16 protein-coding genes are annotated in these 21,685 nt (G+C 62.4%); 12 read left to right on the top strand and 4 right to left on the bottom strand.

Annotated features, from left to right (window positions below; genetic code table 11):
• Positions 1-93 precede the first annotated feature (93 nt).
• The 3 genes from FDW83_RS09010 to FDW83_RS09000 all read left to right on the top strand — a co-directional run bounded on the left by FDW83_RS09010 (position 94) and on the right by FDW83_RS09000 (position 4,532).
• Complete coding sequence (locus FDW83_RS09010; protein ID WP_138137636.1) at positions 94-1,443, top strand: ROK family protein; 1,350 nt, start codon at positions 94-96, stop codon at positions 1,441-1,443.
• Between the two features lie 725 nt (positions 1,444-2,168).
• Positions 2,169-3,341: a mandelate racemase/muconate lactonizing enzyme family protein gene (locus FDW83_RS09005; protein ID WP_138137634.1), complete on the top strand. Its 1,173-nt coding sequence runs from the start codon at positions 2,169-2,171 to the stop codon at positions 3,339-3,341.
• 222 nt (positions 3,342-3,563) lie between these two features.
• The gene (locus FDW83_RS09000; protein WP_240720922.1) at positions 3,564-4,532 is read left to right on the top strand and encodes an acyl-CoA thioesterase; all 969 of its coding nucleotides are present in this window, start codon (positions 3,564-3,566) and stop codon (positions 4,530-4,532) included.
• Between the two features lie 508 nt (positions 4,533-5,040).
• Here FDW83_RS09000 and FDW83_RS08995 read toward each other — a convergent pair.
• Positions 5,041-5,958, bottom strand: a complete 918-nt coding sequence (locus tag FDW83_RS08995; protein WP_171027506.1) for an aldose 1-epimerase family protein — start codon at positions 5,956-5,958, stop codon at positions 5,041-5,043.
• A gap of 24 nt (positions 5,959-5,982) precedes the next feature.
• Positions 5,983-6,858: an SDR family NAD(P)-dependent oxidoreductase gene (locus tag FDW83_RS08990; RefSeq protein WP_171027505.1), complete on the bottom strand. Its 876-nt coding sequence runs from the start codon at positions 6,856-6,858 to the stop codon at positions 5,983-5,985.
• 461 nt (positions 6,859-7,319) lie between these two features.
• On the opposite strand from FDW83_RS08990, the gene FDW83_RS08985 reads away from it, so the two are divergent.
• The 7 genes from FDW83_RS08985 to FDW83_RS08955 all read left to right on the top strand — a co-directional run bounded on the left by FDW83_RS08985 (position 7,320) and on the right by FDW83_RS08955 (position 14,733).
• Positions 7,320-8,708 (top strand): sugar porter family MFS transporter, encoded by a 1,389-nt coding sequence (locus tag FDW83_RS08985; protein ID WP_138137628.1) that lies wholly within the window; start codon positions 7,320-7,322, stop codon positions 8,706-8,708.
• Between the two features lie 305 nt (positions 8,709-9,013).
• Entirely contained in the window at positions 9,014-9,823 is an 810-nt protein-coding gene (locus tag FDW83_RS08980) for a fumarylacetoacetate hydrolase family protein (RefSeq protein ID WP_138137626.1), read from the top strand.
• Between the two features lie 250 nt (positions 9,824-10,073).
• Positions 10,074-10,871, top strand: coding sequence for an IclR family transcriptional regulator (locus FDW83_RS08975; RefSeq protein ID WP_171027504.1), 798 nt, complete (start codon positions 10,074-10,076; stop codon positions 10,869-10,871).
• Between the two features lie 205 nt (positions 10,872-11,076).
• The gene (locus FDW83_RS08970; protein WP_205754660.1) at positions 11,077-11,850 is read left to right on the top strand and encodes a ribonuclease activity regulator RraA; all 774 of its coding nucleotides are present in this window, start codon (positions 11,077-11,079) and stop codon (positions 11,848-11,850) included.
• Positions 11,847-12,353, top strand: coding sequence for a nuclear transport factor 2 family protein (locus tag FDW83_RS08965; RefSeq protein ID WP_138137622.1), 507 nt, complete (start codon positions 11,847-11,849; stop codon positions 12,351-12,353). The genes FDW83_RS08970 and FDW83_RS08965 overlap by 4 nt, the downstream gene beginning before the upstream one ends.
• A 68-nt stretch (positions 12,354-12,421) precedes the next feature.
• Positions 12,422-12,928: a nuclear transport factor 2 family protein gene (locus tag FDW83_RS08960; RefSeq protein WP_138137620.1), complete on the top strand. Its 507-nt coding sequence runs from the start codon at positions 12,422-12,424 to the stop codon at positions 12,926-12,928.
• Positions 12,929-13,122: 194 nt separating this feature from the next.
• Positions 13,123-14,733, top strand: a complete 1,611-nt coding sequence (locus tag FDW83_RS08955) for an aldehyde dehydrogenase (NADP(+)) (protein WP_138137619.1) — start codon at positions 13,123-13,125, stop codon at positions 14,731-14,733.
• Positions 14,734-14,879: 146 nt separating this feature from the next.
• Here the strand turns inward: FDW83_RS08955 and FDW83_RS19115 are convergent, their stop codons facing one another.
• Positions 14,880-15,020: a hypothetical protein gene (locus FDW83_RS19115; protein WP_171027503.1), complete on the bottom strand. Its 141-nt coding sequence runs from the start codon at positions 15,018-15,020 to the stop codon at positions 14,880-14,882.
• Positions 15,021-15,180: 160 nt separating this feature from the next.
• Here FDW83_RS19115 and FDW83_RS08950 point away from each other — a divergent pair, with 160 nt between their 5' ends.
• Together FDW83_RS08950 and FDW83_RS08945 are read left to right on the top strand one after the other, a co-directional pair.
• Entirely contained in the window at positions 15,181-16,161 is a 981-nt protein-coding gene (locus tag FDW83_RS08950) for a LacI family DNA-binding transcriptional regulator (RefSeq protein ID WP_138137617.1), read from the top strand.
• Between the two features lie 72 nt (positions 16,162-16,233).
• A complete protein-coding gene (locus FDW83_RS08945) occupies positions 16,234-17,217 on the top strand; it encodes an acetylxylan esterase (RefSeq protein ID WP_138137615.1) in 984 nt (327 codons plus the stop codon).
• Positions 17,218-17,572: 355 nt separating this feature from the next.
• On the opposite strand, the gene FDW83_RS08940 is transcribed toward FDW83_RS08945, so the two are convergent.
• Positions 17,573-21,661, bottom strand: coding sequence for a PxKF domain-containing protein (locus FDW83_RS08940; RefSeq protein ID WP_171027502.1), 4,089 nt, complete (start codon positions 21,659-21,661; stop codon positions 17,573-17,575).
• Positions 21,662-21,685: the final 24 nt, after the last annotated feature.

The following is a 21,685-nucleotide window of genomic DNA, read 5'->3' as shown; positions in this document are numbered from 1 at the left end:
ACAGTAGTATTGCAGAAAATCTGCAAAAGTAAAGGGTCGCGCTGAACGTGAAAAAGACCCTTCCCGTATAGTCAGTTCCGACGGAGGTAAACCATGGGTATGGATCACAGCAGGACGCTGTCCCTGGTGCTCGGCCTCATCCGCAGCGGTGATGCGACGACGCGGCCGGAGCTCATACGCCGAACCGACCTGGGCCGAGCGCTTGTGAGTCAGCGCGTCGAGGACGCGCTGGAGGCAGGGCTCATCGAAGAGCTGGACGAAGGGGTCTCCAAAGGCGGCCGCCCCGCCCGCACGTTGCGGGTCCGAGCGGACCGCGGGCGTGTACTCACGGCGGTCTTCGGGGCGTCGCGGGTCGCCATCTCGCTTACTGACCTGGCCGGACGCGTCGAGACCGAGAGCTACACCGCGTGGGACATCAACAACGGCCCGGAGGCGTCGCTCTCGCTTCTCCGCGACGCGGCTGCGGCCATGCTCGTGCCGACCGCACCACTGTGGGCGGTAGTCATCGGCGTACCCGGACCGGTGAGCGTGTCCATCGGCTCGCCGGTCCATCCGCCGATCATGGCGGGCTGGCACGCCTATCCGGTAAGGGAGTGGCTCGAGCGCGAGTACGGCGTTCCGGCTTTTGTCGAAAATGACGCAAACCTGATGGCGTTGGGGACCTGGCAGCGCCTCCGTCGTCAGTCCGGTGACGACGTCGTGTTCATCAAGGCTGGTACCGGCCTCGGCGCTGGAATCATCGCGGACGGCGAGCTAGTCCGTGGCGATCGGGGCGCCGCCGGAGACTTCGGCCACACCACCGTCGCCGAGTACTCGCGCGTGCAGTGCCGGTGCGGGAATTTCGGTTGCCTGGAGGCGCTGGCCGGCGGATGGGCACTCGCTCGGGACGGCTACACCGCCGCCTTCACCCGCGACTCCACGTTCCTTCAGGACCGCATTGCACGGCAAGGGGGGCTCACGTTCGAAGACATCGTTGCGGGCTCCCTCGCGGCTGATCCGGTCAGTCGTGAGCTGATTGATCGATCCGGCACACTCATCGGCGCCAGCCTTGCCACCGTCGTGAACCTACTTAACCCGGCGACCGTGTTCGTCGGCGGAGGGCTGGCCCTCGCCGGTCGCCCGTTCTTCGAGGCCATCGCAGAGCAGGTGCGGCGCCGCTCTCAACCGCTCGCCACCGAACGCTTGGTGGTCCGCAACGTCCCGCTCAATCACCGCGAAGGCAACATCGGCGCAGCAGTGCTCGCACTCGACGCACTATTGGACCCCCGCATGCTGTCTCGGTGGGTGGACAGAGGCTCGCCCCGAGGCGTCTCAGCCCAGGCGGAGCCGGATTCAGAGCATCAGCCGAGCGACAGCGCCGCTCCTGCGACGCCGGGGCCAAAGTTGCGGCTGGATCCCCTTGAGGACGCACCTGTACCTCAGGCCTCGCGCTCTGCGTCCTGACGACCTCACTCAGCGGCCGCTGCTTGCCGCGGGAGCAAAATAGCAGCCCTTACTGAGGGCCGACAGTACGCTGTGCCGAAGAATCAAGAAAGATCTCATGACGCCAACGACTTTTGAGATTTCGACTGGAACGGGATCAGACCCGGGGATGCGGCCTGGTCATTGCACGTGGAGTAATCGATGACGTGGCTTCGGATTTAAGCATCATCCGGCTCAAGCTCACTTACGGGAGAGGTGGACGAACATTCCGCCGGGAGGACGGCTGGCAGGCGCACTATTCGTTGAGAATCCCGAAGCCAGCCATGACGATCGCTACCTTTACCTGCAGTATCAGGGCGTTACGGCCCCATCGAGGTGAGACCCAGCCCAACCTGACGCTGCCCTTCCTTATCGACGCTGCACTTCCTTATCTCTGGACGTTTCCTCCGGGAAGGGCCTCGAACTCAGGTATCCGCGTCTAAAGCACTGGAGTTGAACCAGTTTCATCGTGCTTGCGGCCGATCCCCCCGCATCGAATCGGTGCAAACGAAAGAAGTTCCACGCACAAGCTGCACGCTTGGAACAGGTCAGTCCCTCTAATAGGGACTCTATGGCACTTATCGGGACTTTGAGGTATCTTACTTGTGGGCGCAGCTTTTGCAGCCTGGTTCGTGGGCATCGCGTCGACGTGCAGTGCAGGAAGCCTGGCACTCTACGGCCCGTTCCTCGGAGGAAAGAGAAGAATCATGATCCTGGACCAGCGAGTTGAGAAGGCGGGGGCAGCTGCCTTGGCTTACGGTGCGTCAACCATCATGGGTGTGGATGTTTACGAACTCGATATCCCTTTCGACGATGACAGCAGCGGCTACGGGGCGCCTGCCGGACGGTGGAACCGGTTCGACGGGGTTATTGTGCGCATCACGACGGCTGACGGGATCAGCGGCTGGGGAGAGTGCTTTGCTTACAGCTGCCGGTCTGCGGTCGCGGAGGCTTTTCGCACCATGGTGGCTCCCCTCCTTATGGGCCAGGACGCGGATGATGTCCCTGGCCTGATACGCAAGGTCCAGCAGAAACTACACTTGTTCGGCCGCTACGGGATTGCAATGTTCGCGGTCTCCGGAGCTGACATCGCTCTGTGGGACAGGAAGGCCCGATCGGCCGGGGTGCCCTTGGGGGAGCTGCTGGGCGGGCGGAAACGCTCTGAAGTGGCAGCCTACGCCAGCCTCGTCCACTACGGCCAGGCGGAGGTCGTCCGCGACCGGGCCCGACACGCTGTCGAATCGGGGTACACCTCGGTGAAGCTGCACGAGACGCTGCCGGAGATCATCCGCGCCGGACGCGAAGGCGCAGGTACGGGAACCGAGCTCACTGTGGATGCAAATTGCGCCTGGAACCTGGACGAAGCACGCCAGCAGTTGCCTGCACTGGAAGCAATCGGCATTGACTGGCTCGAGGAGCCCATCTACCCACCTGAGGACTTCGAATCGCTGGCCCAGCTTGCGGCGATGACCAGCATTCCGCTGTCGGCAGGAGAGAACGCCTGCACCCGCTACGAGTTCCACAAAATGATGCAGGCCAATGCCGTCCAGCATCCCCAACCCTCCGTGACAAAGATCGGCGGGGTCACTGAATTCATGGCTGTTCTGCACGAGGCCGAGCAGCGCGGGATTGCCTGCATGCCCCACTCGCCCTACTTCGGCCCCGGATACTGGGCAACGCTCCAGCTGCTCTCCGCCGCTTCGGGTGATCCGAAGCTTGAGCATCTCTACGTCGAACCCGAAGCCTTCCCGGGCATCGCTACCCCTATCCCCCGCGAGGGCCGGGTACAGATCCCGGACGGTCCCGGCACCGGCTTCGAACCTGACTGGACCGTCCTCAACGCCTATACACCCAACCCACGTCCCGGCACTCAGGACTAAGACCAGTCCCAGCCTCGTGGAACGCATCGCCATTTCTTGGCGGGCGTACAGCGCAAGGGCTGCACTTGGAGTGCACTCCCGGATCACCGCGATCCGGGTGCAGCTGCGTGCCTGTCACTCACATCGCTGCGCTGCGGCACGGCGGTCTATGAATACTGAAGAACGGAAACGATAATTTCTGCCACCACGGCGCAAGGATCACCTGCGGTCACTGACGACCGGTTGAACCTGCGATTTCTTACCGCCCCCCAGGACATGGACCATAGTGGCAGCCAGGTGGATGCCGGCCGCGTTCTCGAATGGATTGACCGCGCGGGCTATGCCTGCGCGGTGGCCTGGAGTTCCAGTTACTGTGTCACGGCCTACGTCGGCAACGTGCACTACGACGGAAGTATTGGCCCCGGCGACGTCGTTGAAGTTGACGCGAGGATCATTCACACAGGTAAGTCCAGCATTCACGTGCTGGTGTCGGTTCACGCACGTTCTTTGGAAGAGGCTGAGTACACGCGCGCCATGCACTGCATTCTTGTCTTTGTGACAGTGGATGAGCAGGGCAAACCTCACGCGGTCCGGCCCTGGCAGCCCAAGACCCGAGACGACGAGGCCAGGCAACAACTTGCTCTCCAGCGGATTCCGGTGCGGATGCGGCTCAAAGATGCCATGCTGGCTGAGCATTATTCCGGCCAGGGAACCGCACCCGGAAGCACGCTTCGGTTCGTGGCAGGTAAGGAAACCGCGAACTGGTCCGGCAACGCCCATGGCGGCACTGTCATGCGCTGGATCGATGAAGCCGCAGGAACCTGCGCGGTACTCCTTAGCCCGGAAGGCGCCCGGGCCCGGTACTCCGGCGGCATCCACTTCCATCACCCGATCCGCATCGGACATCTCGTGGAAGTCCATGCCAGAGCCATCCTGGTCGCAGGGCAAGACATCCACATCAGCGTCCTTGTACGTTCCGCCCCGCCAAGCCACCCCGAAAAGCTGTCACTGACAACACGCTGCATGATGATCTTCACAACGGACGAGCGCCACCCCGCCCCGTTAGCCATCAATCAACGAACCGCTGAGGACAAACGCCTGGCGGCTCACGCACGCGAAATCATCCGCATGAGGAGCGAACTCACAAAGATCAGCGATCACCTCATCCGCGCGGGAGGATCTGGCAGCCCAACTGCCTTTCCAACCTTTTGACGAGGCGCTCAACCCGAACTGCCCGGCAGCCCGTGACAGGACAGTTTTTCTGGTCAGGCCTTGCCAGGGAGCCGTCCAGAAAGTCTTGGATGCACTGGACTGCCTATGCCTGCCGCCAGAAGGACCGATCCGGGCTCCCGGACCGGAGGCTGTGCAACGGGTGCACCAGCGCGGCTTAGCCCAGCAGTATCCGGGCAAGACCGGGACAAAGGACATGCGGATGCTACCGGGCTGGCTATCGCAGTGCTTCCGGAGGAATGCAGGTCAGTCGGTCAGTTACGGAGTTGGACGCCATGCTCGTCCAGTCGGGGAAGCGTTACTCCCGAGATAGCAAGCGCCCGAAGACAAGTGCCGAGGACTCAGTCCGTTTCCGGACCGGAGCAGTAGTGGCAGTTGGGTTCACACGCTACAGCTTCCACAACCCCGACCAGGGCTGGGCTGCCCGCGGGCGCCGGTGCGGCTTCGGCAAGTGGCTCTTGGGTGCGCAGGGATACATGAAGGGTGTTCATCATGGTGTCTCGATATCGATGCGGTAACCGTAGCTTCGTGTTTCTTTTGGGGATAGGTGCTCCAAATCAGGTCGGCTTCCTTCATCGCCGCTCCAGTCCCGCGGCGCCGGCAGACCGCGCCACGGTTCGATGCAGAGGAAGCGGCCTTTGGGCGGTGACCACAGCGCCAGATCTGTGAAACCACTCCAGCGAAGGCGAATGCTCCGCCCACTGGGAGAACGGTACTGAAGGGCTGAACTGCGAAGGGCTTCGAGGATGATGGCGCCTTCGATAAAGTGTTCGGGACCGAGCTTCAACTGCCCGCTGGCAAGGGATGGGTTGCGGAAAACCTCGGGCAACAGGAGATTGTCATGTGTTCTCCGAATGTTGCCGGGCTCGGGTCGCTCAAAGAGGACCGTGTGCTCTTCGGCAGCCGCTGCAGGGTCAAGGGGCCACTTGAATGCCGGATGTGAGCCGATGCCGAAAGGTGCCGTCCGGGGCCCGGGATTGTGCACCCGGAATTCAACGAGGACCCCTGACTTGGTCAGCCGGTAGCTGACGTCCAGCCGGAAGGGGAACGGATAGTGCCTGCTGGTGCAGGGCGAATCGTTGAGGGTTAAGGTGAGGTGATCAGGGCCCTGGTCCGTCACCTCGAAGTCGAGATCCCGGGCGAAACCGTGATGGCCCAAAGGGTATTCCCGGTTGTCTATCCTGAGTACGTCACCGGGATGCCGGCAGATCGCCGGAAAGAGTATCGGAGCGTGGCGGGGCCATACAGGTCCGGCTTGCCATAGATACTCGTGTCCATCCGGTCCGATGAAAGATTGCATCTCGGCACCACGGATGGCCACTGCCAGCTCAAACCCATCCCGTGAAAGAACGATCCGCCGCGTGGCAGAGAGGGAAACGCGTCCCCTCAGCGACTGTTCTTCCGGCACATTCGGTCCCACCAGAACCCTGGTCTACCGGCTCTGCAACGGTACAGGGAAGTCCGTGAAGGTCGTCGGACTGGCCGGAGGATGGGGCTCCACCTGGGGAGCGCGCGCCTGTGCAGCCAGACCTCCGTCGATGTTAAAGACCTGACCGGTGATGTAGTCCGATTCGTGGGAAGCGAGGAAAACGACAGCGTGGGCAACGTCCATTGGGGTACCTTGGCGCCCCAGTGGGATTTGTGCATGCTGCAACTCGCCGACGTCCCAGCCCATTCGTCCGTCTTGGACGTTAATGGACCCAGGCCGAACAGCGTTGGCGCGGATACCCCAGGGGGCCAGGTCCACGGCAATGGCCCGGGTGAAGGATTCCATCGCTCCCTTGACGGCGTCGTAAGGGATTTGCTCGCGGTGGGCCCGTGCGGCTCCGTGGGAGCTGATGTTCACGATGCTTCCGGGGAGGCCCGCCGTAGCGAGGCGGCGTGCCATCCGTTGGGAGCAGGCAAAGAACATGGTTGTGTTCGCTGCGACAAATTGCTGCCACTGGACTGGCTCGACGCCAAGGAAGGGCTGGAAGCAGGATTCGCTGACGCGGGTATAGGCGTTGTTGACCAGCACATCAACTGGCCCCAGAGCCGATTCGATCTCCGCGAAAATCCGATCAATGTCCTGGATGTCTGTCAGATCCCCGGCTGCTGGAAAGGCTTGTCCGCCTGCCTCGACGATTTGGCGGCAGACCTCCGCCGCGCCGGCGGCATCGATATCAGCCACGGCGACGGCTGCGCCTTCTTCCGCAAGGCGAAGTGCGATGGCCGCCCCGATATTGTGTGCCGCTCCCGTAACGAGAGCCACCCGGCCCTGAAGCCTGGCCGGCGAAGCTTGAGGATTCCCATGTTCCTTGCTGGGCATCATGACGTCCTTGTCTGTGTGGCCTCAACTGATGGTGTTCACGAGGCTAGGTACCATTTCTTTCCCTGCTAAGTTATACCCCCGTCCCAATCAAAGCAATAGCATCCCGGCTATCGGGACAAGTACGGCCGATCGGGGAGTACCCTCCTGTCCCGGCAACCCCTTGGCCGCTTTCAGCTCTTATTCCTAGGGGCCAAGGCCGAGGCGGACTCTGCATCCCCGAGCGGGAGGCAATTCCACCAAGGCCGTCACCCGGGCCTCTTAGAGGTTCAAGCAGCTTTTGCCGTCCCGATAAGGCGGATTTTGTCCTCATAAGCGGAACTGGTGCTTGTGATTCCAGTTACAGTGGGCTATCTTAGTGGTAAGCCATTCCCAATTAGTACGTTGACGTCCCACTGATCGGGACGAAACGCTTTTCACATAGCCCCAATGGCGGGTGCTGAGCTTCAGGAAGGTTCCTTATGACGATTTCAGCCAACAGTCTTCGGACGGGCAGGGTTAGCGGCCCGGTCCCCAAGCCTGGTTTGATCTATTTCTTCGGTGCTTTGGGAGGCATCCTTTTTGGCTACGAGACCGGCATCATCGCCGGCGCCTTGTCCTACATATACGCCACTCCAGGATTCACTCAAAGCGCGCTAACCACCGGCCTGATCGTCGGCGGTATTTCCATCGGTGCGATCGTAGGCGCCGTCACGGCAGGGAAGCTCTCGGACCGTATTGGCCGACGAAGGGTCATCCTGATTCTGGGCATCATTTTCATCGTCGGATCCTTGGCTTGTGCCGTAGTCCCGAACAATGAACTGTTGATCGCCGGACGCATTTTCCTGGGACTTGGCGTCGGCGGTTCCTCCGCGCTGGTGCCTGTCTATCTGTCGGAAATGGCTCCGGCCAAAGCCCGCGGACGTCTTGCGGGCCTGAACCAGCTGATGATCGTCACCGGCCTGTTGCTCGGTTACGGCGTCAACTTCCTTCTGGCAGGCACTGGCGACTGGCGCCTGATGCTCGCCTCCGGCGCGCTGCCGGCAGTTCTCCTGGTGGCAGGTCTTCCATTCCTGCCCGAGAGCCCCCGCTGGCTGATGACCAAAGGCCGCCGCGAGGAGGCCGCCCGCCTGCTCTATGCCACGCGGTCCGCTGAGGAAGCTGCAGCCGACATCGAAGCTATTACCCGTGTCGAGGCCCAGAGCTCGCGCTGGGAGCTTCTGGCCAAGTGGGTCCGGCCGGCCGTTATCGTCGGAATCGGGATCCCCATTCTCTGCCAGGCAACCGGCCTGAACATGGTCACTTATTACGCTCCTACTATCTTTGAGAGCCTGAACCTGCCGCATGAAAACGCGCTGATCTTCACCATCATCCTGGGGACGATCAAGGTCGTTTCGGTGGCGATCGGGCTGCAGTTCATCGACCGCGTCGGCCGCAGGACGCTGCTCATCAGCGGAAGTGCCTGCATGGCGGTGTGCATGTCATGGATGGCCTTCGAGGCGGGCAAGGGCGACCAGATCAACCCGGTATCGATGCTCGTCGCGATGTCAGTCATGTTTGTCAGCTACTCGCTTACCTGGGGGCCCGTCAACTGGGTCGTCCTCGGTGAGATCTTCCCGCTGCGTGTCCGCGGCGCGGCAATGGGCATGGCCAGCATGATCACCTGGTTCGCCACCCTCGGTATCACTTTCGGGTTCCCGCTGCTGCGCGAGGCCCTTGGCCTGGCAGGAACCATGCAGCTCTTCGTTGCGTGCAACATCCTCGGATTCCTGTTCTGCCTGAAGTTCGTCCGGGAAACCAAGGGGCGCAGCCTCGAGCAAATCGAGCAGGACCTCCACGACCGCCACAATGCGAAGGTTCACGCATCCTAAAGTAACCCTTCGGGTCATCTCCCGGACGCCGTCCGCAGGACGAGGTCGATAGAGAAAGATTGCCACCCACGATTGCAACCGTGGCGAGGGGTGTTGGAGTGGCGCCCGGCCGCTCCAACACCCCTTTTTCCTGTTTCCACGGGTCAGCCCCGCAGACCGGCGGTGATTCCCACCAATGCCGACGGTGGGCCTTGCTGGTGAATCATGAACGGCCCGCAACAGCAACAGCAGAACTGCTTGAAATAAAGTCCCGCGTTGCTGATACAGCGACCATCCCCCACAACAGTACGAATAGAAGGACCGTAATGAGGTACGCGCACGTCGAACATAATGGACGCCGCTATGCGGCAGTTGAAGTGGACGGAGGCTGGGCCGAACTCGACGGGAACCTGGAACAAGTCTTTGCCGGACAGCCGGTAGCAACGAAACCAGCGGCCGCCGTCGTTGCCACGCCGCGGTTCCTCGCCCCATACACGGGAGGAACAATTTTCGGCATCGGATTGAATTACCGCCAGACCATCCTAGAGATGGGCTTTCCCTTGCCGACCGAGCCCTATCTCTTCCCCAAGCTCGCGAACAGTGTCACAGGTCCGGACGCGCCGGTCGTGGCTGACCCCGAGGTAAGCAGAGAAGTCGACTGGGAAGGCGAACTCGCCGTCATCATCGGCCAGCGGGCTTCCAAAGTACCTGCCAAAGAGGCCTTGGACCACGTCTGGGGCTATACAGCCGCCAATGACGTCTCTGCCCGCGATGTCCAGCGGGCAGATCCGCAGTGGGTACGCGGTAAAGGGCTGGACACGTTCTGCCCCCTGGGACCGGTGGCCGTGACACGCAATGAGATCCCGGATCCTCATGACGTCCGCATCCGCACCTGGCTTGACGGGGAACTGGTGCAGGACGGAAATACCTCCGATATGCTCTTCCGGATCCCGGCCCTGATTGAGTACCTGAGCACGCACTTCACACTGCAGCCCGGCGACATCATCCTCACAGGCACCCCGTCGGGATGTGGCGGGTTCATGGATCCGCCCCGCTTTGTGCAGCCAGGCAGCGACATGAGGGTGGAGGTCACCGGAGTGGGCACCCTGCACAACCCCGTCGTAGCCGGCCTGTGAGGGTCCGGCAGGGGGCCGTGCGGCCACCGGCCCCCTGCCTCCAGGTCCCGATTGAAGGTGGCTTCCGGTCAAAAAGACCGCCAAGAAAGCAAAAATGCTGCCGCCTCGCACTTCCCAGCCGTTCTGGCTCCGAAGTGAGATACTTGGTCCCAATGATCGGGAACGCGATCACTTGATCGGTGTAGCCGCGATTCAAGCGGAAGCCCCGGGCCCCGGTTTTTGCGGGGCCGGAAGACTGAGAGGAACGTGCATGGCATCCACCCCAGCCGGCAAGGGATCACTGGACCGCGGACTGGAGTTGTTCAACTACCTGGCGCAAACAGGAGAAGCATCCACAGCGGACCTGGTCAAGGCGATGGGCATGAGTCGCAGCGCCATGTACCGCTTGGTTGAGCGCCTGCATGAAGACCAATACATAGTTCAGACCCCCGCCGGCCAGTGGCGGCTAGGACCCTCTATCGCCCGCCTCGCCATGGCCGCAGTGCAGTCGGTCGAGGTCATGGACGTGGCGCCCGATTTGCTGCGCGCCCTGGCCCAGCAGACCCGCGAGAGCGTCAGCCTGGGCGTCCTCAGCGGCCATGAAATCGTCTTCGTCTACCGGGAACTCGGGCCACAGTCAGTCCGGGTAAGTGCAGAACTTGGCGCCCGTCGCCCGCTCCATGCAACCTCCATCGGCAAGGCCTACCTCCTCGGCATGAGCGAACGCGAGCGTACCGCCCTGCTGCGCCAGCTCCAGTTCCGCCTATACACCCCCCACACGATCACTTCGAGGACCGAACTGGAAGAGGACCTGAACCGGGCCCTGGAGCGCGGATGGACCGAAGAGCATCAGGAATTCGACCTCTCCAGCACCTGCTGCGGCGCACCGATTTACGACCATACGGGCCAGGTCGTAGCCGCGATCAGCGTCGCCGGGCCGGCGGACCGGATGCAGGCACAGACAGAAACAATCGGCCCACTGGCATCCGCAACTGCTGCCGCCATCTCCCGCCGCCTCGGGTTTGAACCACGCCACACTCTGCTGCAGGTGGGAGCAGGACAAAGCTAAACAGGTCCTTACACCGCCCCGCAGGGGCCAGGTGAGCCGCGTACAGGTTCTTCAAGAACCTATACGCGGCTCTCTTATTTCTGCCCACAACTCGACCCGACAGGGCACCCTTGGCAACCCTTCCGGCCGCCCCTCTGGTACACGCAGCCAAAAGATGCCATAATTCAATAAGCGGGAACGAGTCCCGATAAACGGGAATATGAAAGTGAGCAAACTTATGTCGGACGAAAACCAGCAAACGCCCCTCGGGGATGAAGTCTTCGAACTCCTCGCCCGGGCCAGCACCTCGACCCTTGCTACGCAGCTCTACAAAAAGGGGATCCGGCAGCCATTCCTGGTGGGCCTGAATCCTGTCGGCGACAAGTTCGACGGCTTCGTCGGGGAGGCCTACACGATGCGCTTCATCCCGGCCCGCGAAGATATTGATCCGCTCGATGACCCCTACCGCACCGGCAACGTCCTGCAGTGGGAAGCAGTCGAACAGGTCGGCCGCCGGCAGGTAATTGTCGTGGACAGCCGCGGCGATACCAGCGCCGCCTCCGCCGGAGACATGCTCATCACCCGGGCCATGAATCGGGGCGCGGCCGGATTCGTCACCGACGGCGCTCTCCGTGACGGGCACGCACTTGCCGAGCTGGGCTTCCCGGCCTACGCCAAGAGCATCACCGCCACCACGCGGCCCGCCTCCTTCCACGTCGCCGAACTCCAGGTCCCGATCGGCTGCGCCGGCGTTGCCATCTACCCCGGAGACATCCTGGTCGGCGACCGCGACGGGATCATCGTCGTCCCCCGCGCCCTGGCAGCAGAACTCGCAGGGCCAGCAGCCGAGCAGGAAGCACTGGAGCAATACCTCCACAACCGCGTCAGCGCCGGCGAATCCCTCTGGGGCGTATACCCGCCGGACGAGCAGACGCTGAATGACTACCGGGCCTGGCAGCAGGAACAGAACACCATCGAGAAGGAAAAGGTGAACGCATGACCCGCTTTGCCGACCTTCCCCGCGAAGAACAGCGACACCGGATGGAAGAAACCATCCGCACCTACTTCGACGGCTGCAACGAAGCTGACGTGGACAAAATGGCCTCCCAATTCACCGACGATGCCGTTCACTACTTTCCCCCGGGGCTCGAAGGCCCATGGATCGGAAGCAGGACCATCGCCGAGAACTGGCGCAGGCTGGTCATGAGTATCGGCTCGGCTTGGAGCATTGAACGGCTCATCGCCGAGCCCGAGTCGCTTCAAGCAACTATCGAGTGGACCCACTGGAAGACCGCCAAGGGCGGATACCTCAGGGGCGACGAGTGGTACGCCTTCGATCCCGAAACCGGCAAGATCACCGAAATCCGGGCCGCCTACGCCGCAGCTCCCGACGGACGCGACGCCCTGACGATGCAGGGCTACGACTACGAGGCCAACGGATACCACATGGCACCGCCCGTACCCCGGCCCCACCCGGACGCCAGCAAAGCGGCATCCCGGTAGCAAGCCAGCGCCTCTTCAACGGGGCGAGTACCGACACTTATCTAACAGGACATCGAAAGGGTGCAGGCATGACACGCTTTGCGGAACTTTCCCGCGAGGAACAGCGACACCGGATGGAGGCAACCATCCGAACATACTTTGACGGCTGTAACGAAGCCGATGTGGAGAAGATGGTTGCACAGTTCACCGAGGACGCCGTTCACTACTTCCCCCCCGGTCTTGACGGGCCCTGGATCGGCAGCCGGACCATCGCCGAGAACTGGCGCCGACTCACGATGAGCATAGACTCCGCTTGGTCCATCGAGCGGCTCATCGCTGAGCCCGAGACCTTCCAGGCCGCTATCGAATTCACGCACTGGAAGCCGGCGCGCAAGGGCTACGTCCGGGGGTCCGAGTGGTACAAAATCGATCCGGAGACCGGCAAGATCACTGAGATTCGCGCCTTCTATTCCTCTGCGTCCGACAGCCGCGATGCCAACACCCTCGAAGGTTATGACTATGAGGCCAACGGATACCACATGGCCCCGCCGGTGAACCGCCCGCATCCGGACGCCATCGCAGTTCCGGCAACCTAACTGCCGGGCTGCCTTCCTTCTACCGGCCGCGACGACACCCGGTGGAGACTAACGTGCAAAGCGCCTGTGCGCGAACAGCCGTCTAGATCCCCCCTGCATTCCGCTCCCAGTGTTCATCCTCCAGAGCGGACATGCTGCGAAGGCGGAACTGCAACCGCCCCGACACCTTACAAACTTGAACCAGGAGAACAACAGTGACCCTCACAGGACATTCACTTATTGCCGGCCAGCCTGTTGCCGGTGAAGGCAAGACCACCAACGGCTTCAACCCGGCCACCAATGAGGCCCTCGAGCCCGCGTACACGCTGCTCACCGAGGACCAGCTCAAGGCCGCCACCGCGGCCGCCGCGGAAGCGTTCCCGTCCTTCAGCAGCCTTGACCCGGAAACCCACGCCGCGTTTCTGGAGGCCATCGCGGACAACATCGAAGCCATCGGCGACGAACTCATCACTCGCGCGGGCCAGGAAACCGGCCTGCCTGCTGCCCGGCTGCAGGGCGAACGCGCCCGCACCACCGGCCAGCTGCGGCTCTTCGCGAACGTCGTCCGCCAAGGCGACTTCCGCGGCGTCCGAATCGATCCCGCCATCCCGGAACGCACTCCCCTGCCGCGCGCCGACATTCGCCAGCGCCAGATCCCGCTGGGCCCGGTCGCCGTGTTCGGTGCCAGCAACTTTCCGCTGGCCTTCTCGACGGCGGGCGGTGACACAGCCTCCGCCTTGGCCGCGGGCTGCCCGGTGGTCTTCAAGGCGCACAACGCCCACCCCGGCACCAGCGAACTCGTCGGTCACGCCGTCACCAAGGCCGTCAAGGATCACGGCCTGCACCCCGGCGTGTTCTCGCTGATCTACGGCCCCGGCGCCAGCATCGGCCAGGCCCTGGTGGCCGACCCCGCCATCAAAGCCGTGGGTTTCACCGGCTCCCAGTCTGCGGGCATCGCCCTGATGAAGACGGCGGCTGCACGCCCCGAACCCATCCCGGTCTACGCAGAAATGTCCTCGCTCAACCCCGTCTTCGTATTCGAAGGCGCGCTCAAGGGTGACGTGGACGCTTTGGCTGCCGCCTATGTCACGGCAGTCACCGGAAGCTCAGGCCAGCTCTGCACCTCCCCCGGCCTGCTCTTTGCCCCGGCCGGTGCAGCAGGGGACAAACTCGCCGCCGCCGTCGGCCGCGCCCTGGCCGCCTGCGCCGGGCAGACCATGCTCACCGAAGGCATTGCCGGCTCCTGGAATACAGGAACCACAGCCCTCGGCAGCGCCGAAGGCGTCGAACTGATCGGCAAGGGCACCCCCGGCCCCACAGAAAACGCCCCCGCCCCCACCATCTTCGGCACCGGCGTTGACCAGTTCGTGTCCAACCACGTCCTGCACGAGGAAATCTTCGGCGCTGCCTCCCTGGTGATCCGCTATAACTCGGTGGAGGACCTGCTGCAGGCTGCCTCCCGGATCGAAGGCCAGCTCACCGCCAGCCTGCAGCTCACGGAAGAGGACTACGCCACCGCCGCGCCGCTGATCCCGGTCCTGGAACAGAAAGTGGGACGCATCATCGTCAACGGCTGGCCCACCGGTGTCGAGGTAGGCCACGCCATGGTCCACGGCGGGCCGTTCCCCGCCACCTCCGACTCCCGGACCACCTCGGTGGGCACCCTGGCGATCAACCGCTTCCTGCGCCCGGTCGCCTACCAGAACCTCCCGCAGGAACTCCTCCCCCAACCGCTCCAGGACGCCAACCCCTGGCACCTCAACCGCCGCATCAACGGCAACGTGGTCCCGGCAAAATCCGACCAGAAGACAGCAAGCTACGTCTAATCGCTGGTACGCCGCCACCTCTACGGTTATTGGCGCCTGTCCCGGCACGTCAGGAACCGAGGAGGGTGCGGCGCTTTGACCGCCGGCGGCGGGAAGACCTTCCTCGCAACCTTTCCGCCGCCGGTTCCACGCCTAAAGCTCCAGGGCTACACTTCATGCTTGTTGTGGGCTATTCCGGTGACGGTCGCTTCGATATCCTCCAGGCATTGCACAATCCAGGCCAGGGCGCTGAGATCTTCGGGGGATTCGGCCGGCCCGATCAAGCCGTCATACAAGATCGCGATCAAGTGCCTGATCCTGACCGAAATCTCGTGGACGCTTAGGGATTAAGTCGGTATGCCGCGAGATAGTGATCGTTCATGTTCTATGTAAGGATGGATCTAGGCAACATCAGTCGAAACCTGAGAGGAGGCCGCAACGGATACGACCCGAGTCCGACGTCCCACGATCCACCAGGTCGCCCGCCTCGCCGGCCTGTCCCACCAAACGGTCTCGCGGTACCTGCAGAACAACGACGCCTTGAAGGCGGCGAACCGTCAACGGGTGGAGGCCGCAATTCAGGAACTTGGCTACCGGCCGAACCTGGTCGCACGCTCCATGCGTACCCGCCGTACGGGTCGGCTGGCGATTCTGATCCCGCCCCCAAGCAGCTACAGCCCGACCAGGATGCTCGCCGGCGCCGTCCAGATGGCCCACGCCGCTGGATACGCCTCCGAAGTGGTGAGTCTCGAGGGCGGTGCCGAGGCCCGAACGCAGCGGATGCTGGAGCTTGCAGATTCCGGCCAGGTTGAAGGCATCCTTTCCCTGGCCCCCTTGGCACCCACCAGCGAGGAGGCAGTGGCGGGCCGTGCGGCTTTGGTTGTATCCGGGGACTACGACGACGACATGCGCGCCATCGGAGAGCTGGCTGACAGCTCCCCCGTAGCCGACTTGATCGAGCAGCTCGCAGCACAAGGACATCGCCGGTTCCTCCACGTAGCCGGCTCGCAGCAGTTCGCATCGGCCCGCGGCCGTAAACAGGTCTACCTCGACACCATCGAACGGCTCGGCCTGGAATCCGCCGGAGTTTACGATGGGGACTGGTCCGCTGAATCAGGCATTGAAGCCATAACGCAACTCCCCAACAATTCGGGCGTCACCGCCGTCATTGCCGGCAACGACCTGGTAGCAGCAGGAGTCATCCGCGGAGCATTGAACCGCGGGTGGCAGGTACCGGGGGACATCACCGTCACTGGCTGGGACAACAACCCTTTGGGCGCCTATCTGAATCCGACCCTCACAACCGTCGACGTCAACCATGAAGAATTGGGCCGTCGAGCCATGCGCCGCCTCGTCACGGCAGTCGGTGGCTCCCTCCCCGAACCGGCAGCAAACACACCCCTGAACACCATCGTCTGGCGGGACTCCACCAACACACCCCGATGGTAGGCCATCCAACATCGGTCGCCGTGAAGGGACTCGGTCTTCGGGTCTTCCCTTCCCTAGTGAAAGGCAACATCAGTGCCCTTTTTCGACATGCCCCTGGACGAGCTTCGTTCCTACCGGCCCACAGTCGCTGAACCTGCAGACTTTGACGACTTCTGGGGCGCCACCATCCAGGAGGCACGCAGCGCCGAAGGAACGCTCTCCCTCACCCCCATTGACACTGGTATGACCAGTTTCGACTCTTTTGATGTCACCTTCCCGGGATACGCAGGAGAACCGATCCGTGGCTGGCTCACCCTTCCGAGAAATGCAGAAGGCCCCCTACCTGCCATCGTCACCTACGTCGGATACGGTCGCGGACGCGGCCTGCCCCACGAGCAACTGGCATGGGCGGCTGCGGGATACGCTTCCTTCATCATGGACACCCGAGGACAAGGGGCCGGGTGGGGTACCGGTGGGCAAACCCCCGATCCCCATGGCGCCGCCCCTTCAACCCCCGGGTTCATGACACGAGGAATACTGGATCCAGACACCTACTACTACCGACGCCTCATCACCGACGCCGTCCGAGCCGTCGACGCTGTGCGCACCATCGATGCAGTGGACCCCGCGCGCGTCATAGCAGCCGGAACAAGCCAAGGCGGGGGCATCGCCCTCGCTGTCGCCGGTCTGGTGCCTGACCTGCTGGCACTGCTCTCCGACGTACCCTTCCTCAACCACTTCGAACGTGCGGTCGGATTAACTGCCAATCAGCCCTACGCGGAAATTGCCTTATACCTATCCGTCCACCGCAATGCCCAAGACAAAGTCTTCCGCACGCTTTCTTATTTTGACGGCGTCAACTTCGCCAAGCGAGCAAAAGCACCAGGCTTGTTCTCGGCTGCTTTGATGGATCAAACCTGCCCACCCTCGACAGTCTTCGCCGCTGCAAACGTCTACGCCGGCAAAGCCGAAACCACGGTCTACGAATTTAACGGTCACGAAGGAGGCGAGGGCTACCGCTGGCCAGAACAGCACCAGTGGCTGTCACGACTTCCATCAGCAAGCCTTCGCGTCTAAGTCGTGCGGCCGCACAAGCCGACAGAAGCGTCGAGGTAAGCCACACCCGAATTTGACATCAGGGCGCCCTGAGAAAGGGAGGATCTGGCCTCCGGGGCCTGAGCTGGTCCACCACAAGACCGGGCAGGAGATGTGCGGGGACCGCTGGCGCCGCTGGCAGAAGAACAAGCCGGCGGCTACGCCTCCCGTGAAAAGGATGCGGGCGTAATGTCGTCTGCCAGTGTGAGCGGCAATTGCGCCCTCAGCATCGCGCTCAAGAGAAATCCGTGAGGCAGTCGGACCATTCTGTGAGCATGAGAAAAGGCAGGGCCCGGACGGGAATCCGGGCCCTGCCTTTTCTCATGTGGTTAGTGCCTTATTTGATGAGGAAGTTGGAGGTGATCTGGGAGCCGTCTGCTGCGGTTAAGGTGACCTGGAGGCAACTGCCGGCCTTCTTAGGCGTTTGCCACCTTTGCATGAACTGTCCATCCTCGTAGGTGAGCTGGGTTCTGCCTGTTGTCAGGAATTCGACGGCGTCAATGGGAGCGCTGGTGCCTGGACACTGTACTTGGGTGGCTGTGAAGCTCTTGACCTGAGCGGGGTCAGTGATTTCCACGCCGCGGTCGAACATTTCGAACTTCAGGGGTACGGTGCTTCCGCCCTTTACGCTGTTCCAGACTCCGCCCATGTCTACGGGAGCGGTAAAGCCACGCAGTTCCCATGGTTGCACGGCAGCCTTGCGGGTCAGTTTGATGATGTAGCTGCCGAAGTCGCCGGGGTACGAGCTGGCCGTGACGTCGATGATGTTCTCGCCGTCCTTGAGGTTCACCGTGGTTTCGGTGGCTCCTTCGGGCATGATGTTGCCGTTGACCTGGACCTGCTGGCCAGCCCATCCTGCCTGCCACTTTACTTTCACCGTGGAGACGGTTGATTCCAGTTCTTCCACGACCTGGTAGGGCAGGTCAGCGCCCTGCCGTTCGGGCGCGAATGCCGGGGTCAATGCGTAGCTTTCAACCTCCAGGTTCCGCAGGTGCGTGGATTGGTTGGGGTTGGTGCGGGAGATGTTGACCGTATATGTGGCCGTGGTGCCGTCCTCCGCCATGACCGTAACAGGTACTGCAGTTACGATCTCGGCGTCATCCTGCGAGCCCGCGTTCAGTGCAACGTCCACAGTGTTGCCGCCGGTGACGTCGGTACCGTTGATGGCCACTTTGGCGAACTTGCTGGCAGCGGCTGCACCAAGGGAGACGGTCTGCGTGTATGGGTCCACGGTGCCCGTGTAGCTCTGGCCGTCCTGGGACGTTGCCAGCTGGATGCTGCCGTCGGCTGTCTTCGCGTCAACAGAGGCAAGTGAAGCGTCGTTGTAGTCGAAGGGTGTTCCGGTGTTGACCCGGAAGTAGTCGACGAGCATGTTGCCGACGTTGGTTCCGTTGATGAAGAAGGTGAAGTAGTCCAGGTCGTCGACCTTGGTGCGCAGTGGCTGGTCTGCCAGGACCGGGGTGGTCATGTCGTCGATGTAGAAGTCGAACGTTCCGGTGTTGAGGTCCACCACGTTGCGGATGGTGTACCACTTGCCGGGGGTGTAGTCGGCAACGTTCTTCACCGAGCTGGAACCGGTCACGTTGTGGGTGATGATCTTTCCACTTGCGAACCCGAAAGTGGCGGAGGGATTGGTTGATGATGCCGGGCTGGTCGCGTTCCAGGATGACTCAGTGAACGAGTACATGGCCAGCTGGTTGGGTGCGCCGTTCGTCGTGGTGCGCTGCACCCGTGCTTCGAGGGTCACGGCACCGGTGAGGTTCTGCTCCACCGTGTTGTGAACCGCCAGGACCGCCGAGCTTGCGCTGCTCTTTGTGATATCGAGGTACTTATTGCCCGCGCGGCCGGCGTCGTCCCGGACGGTGATTGTTCCGACTGCCGGTGCCGTCTTGGCGGTCAGGGCACCATCGGTGGTTTGGGTGAACGCTCCGGTTGTTTCGTCATCGAAGGTTTCGTTGATGACGTACTTCGTCTCACCGGGGATGAGTGACAGAACCAGGTTGACCGTAACTGTCCGGGCAGGCTGGACTGTAACATTTGCCTGTGAGGCCTCCTGGTAGCCGCTCTTCGTGGCGGAGACGGTGTAGCCCTCTCCCATAGGGACGTTCGCGATCTGGAAGGCACCGGCGGTGTTGGTTGTCGCGGTAGCGACCGTTTGGCCATCCTTGGAGATGGTTACCGCCACTCCACCAAGTCCGGCCCGGGAGGAAGTTACGGTACCGGCGACCGTTCCCTCTGTGGCGGTTGTCGCACCCAGAGCCAAATTCCTGCTGAGGATTTCGCGGCTGCCGATGGTCATTGTTACCGGGGCACCGTTCTCATAGCCCGGTGCCGACGGAACGAGGGTGTACTCACCGGCCGGCACTTCGAGGGCGTAGCGTCCGCGGGCGTCAGCGGTGACCGTGCCGGGGCCGTAAGCGACAGTTGCGCCGGGAACGGCCAGGCCTGCGGAATCGGTGACGATGCCGGAGACCATGCCCTGACCTTCAGGGGGGAGATAGGACGAGGGGCCCACGTTCGGCGGGGACGCAACGGTGGTGCCGAAGAAGTCCACCGTCAGCGGCAACTGGCTGGTTGCGGTGTTGCCCGTGGCATTGAATCCCTTGGCGATCGCAGCCAGGTCCACATTCATTCCGGCACTGATCAGCGGTGACTGAGCGGTGGTCAGTCTGGCGTTCATGATGTTCTCGGCGGGGTCCCCACCGAGCTTGGGATCGGACGTGGTGGCGTTCTTGTCCACGCTGGGAGCTGTGACCTTGGGCCCGTAATAGGCGTTGTTGCTGAAGTGCACACCGGGGAATTCGGTGCGGAAGGCTGCTCCGCTGACGTCTGCCCTGGTGTTGATGAACGCGTTGTTGAACACGTAGTGCGGGTTCTTTTCGACGAGGTACGTGCTGGCGCTGCCGCTGGATTCGAAGAAGCCGACCGTGTTGTTCCTGGTGGGCTTCTGTGTGTTGTACATCAGGTTGTTGTAGATGAGATTGACCCCGCTGTCGCCATGCGGGTTGATGTAGTTTTTATCGACGTCCTGGATGATGTTGTAGCGGACAACAGCGGTGCTGAAGCTGAACCCGCACAGCAGGATGCCTTCACCGGAATTGTGGACGTAGTTGCCCTGGATCAGCACGTTGGAGGTGCCGCGGTCAGGGTCAATGGCGTTGGAGTCGGCGGCATTGACCCGCATCTCCACCCCTGCCACCTCGTTGTTCTGCACCACGATGTTGTCGGCGTAGTACATTTCGATGCCTGAGACGCCGGTGCCGTCGATCAGGTTGTTGTCCACCGTGGCACCCTGCACGCTCGTCAGGTAGAGGGAGTTCCACCCGTATTCGGTGTCACGGTTGGTCAGATAGTTGCCGGTTACAGTGATGCTGCTGTGGGGGCGCCAGTCGGGATCTTCGGTGATGGTCCCGTCAGTGGCGGCCCGTCCGGAGGACCTGTCACCCCAGCCGGGTTTGACGTCCCGGTAGCGGTTTTCGCCCATGCCCGAGAACTGCTTGAACGCTACGTTCGCGAAAGCTGTGTTCGCGATGACGTTGTCCCGGACGGTAACGTCCTTGAACTGGGACACGGCCGTGGCGTCTCCCTTGAGTCCCTCGAACAGGATGCCGCCGGTGCGCTTTGAACGGTCCAAACCGGTGTTGCCGATGGACCACATGACGCCGCTGACATCGTGGACGAAGACGTTATGGATGTCGAAGCCGCTGAGGGTCCCGGCGTTTTCGGCCTGGACGTGGATGCCGCGCAGGTCGCCGGTCTTAGGGTTTTCCTCCCCCGGCTTCTGACCCTGGTTTGCGCCCGGTTCGAAAACGGACGGGTTGAAACCGTCGGTAACGTTGGTGATTTCGAGGTTGGAGATGTCCCAGTGCTGCTGGTTGTTCAGCTGCAGCACGTCGTTGACCACGCCGCGGCCGTTGAGTTCGGGTGCTGCGCCTGACCCGTAGCTGGACAGGACGATCGGACTTTCGGCTGTTCCCGATCCCTTGGGCGCCAGGAGCCATGAAGGGTTTTCCGCCGTGACGTCCGTGGGCACCCCGTTGACCCAGTGCGTGTAGTCGTAGGCTTCCTTGGCCACCTCTGTGCCCTCGGCAGACCATGAACTGCCTGCCTTCAGCAGGATCCGGTCACCGGCGGCGAAAACTTTGGCGTTGACGTTTTGGAACGTCTTCCAGGCGGTGCCGGCTGTGGTTCCTGCCGCGGTGTCATCACCGCCGATGGAGTCGACGTAGTAGGTGGTGCCGGAGCCGGCAGGCGCGGAACCGTCGGTGACGGCAAGTTCCTTGCCGGCCACAATGGTGCGGCCTTCTGCCTGCAGGTCGCCCTTGCTCGTGAAACCGGCGTACGACTGCGCCGACGCCAGGGCGTCGATTGCTGAACTGGGCGGTGCCACAACGGCCATACCGCTGGCAACCACGGCTGTTGCCACTGCTGCGGCACCACACCGCCTGAC

It is taken from the genome of Pseudarthrobacter sp. NamE2 (assembly GCF_005796205.1).
In the GTDB taxonomy this organism is placed as follows: domain Bacteria; phylum Actinomycetota; class Actinomycetes; order Actinomycetales; family Micrococcaceae; genus Arthrobacter.
This window is presented reverse-complemented; position numbering and strand designations above follow the sequence as displayed.